This window comes from Mesorhizobium sp. P3_B5 (genome assembly GCF_056402815.1).
The window spans coordinates 1-618 of sequence record NZ_JBFUGR010000045.1 but is presented as its reverse complement, the minus strand read 5'-3'; the positions used below and the strand labels follow the sequence as shown (position 1 = coordinate 618).

Genomic DNA, 618 nt, shown 5'->3' with positions numbered 1-618 from the left:
GCACAATCCAGCACATACCCACCATTACGCGAAGTCGACGACGCAGCGCGCCAAGACGGATCGCCTCGATGCCAGGATGCTGAGCGACTACGGTCGTCGCTACCAGCCTGCGCCCGAGCCGGCGCCCTGTGAGAAAGGCGAGCACCTTCAGTCGCTTGCTCGCCACCGCGACCATCTGGTCGAGATCAGGGCGAGGTTGAAGAGATATCTCAGCGAAGCCTTCGACGCTGACGTTGTCGACGACCTTCAAGAYGTCATCGCCGACTTCGACACACGCATCGATGCGCTCGAGAGCCGGATCGTCAAAACCATTCGCCAAGCCGAGGACACCGCCCTCGACTATGCGCTGATGGTCTCCGTGCCCGGCGTCTCCACCATCACCGCCCTCTCTTTGCTGGCGCACATGCCCGAGCTCGGCCAGCGCTCGCCCAAGTCGATCGCAGCCCTTGCYGGTCTTGCCCCGTTCGACAATGAGAGCGGCAAGCTCAAACATAGGAGCAAGATCACAGGTGGCCGCCCGCGGGTCAGGCGAGCTCTCTACATGGCGGCGCTCGGCGCCATCCGCGCCAATGACCGGTTCAAAGCTTTCTACGTCGCCCTTGCCGCACGTTCCGGATC

General features: G+C 63.0%; 1 protein-coding gene. It reads left to right on the top strand.

The window, feature by feature from the left end; all coding sequences use genetic code 11:
• Window positions 1-618 (top strand): transposase (locus AC1DVW_RS29690; RefSeq protein ID WP_477327944.1); only part of this gene is annotated, 618 nt, incomplete at both ends.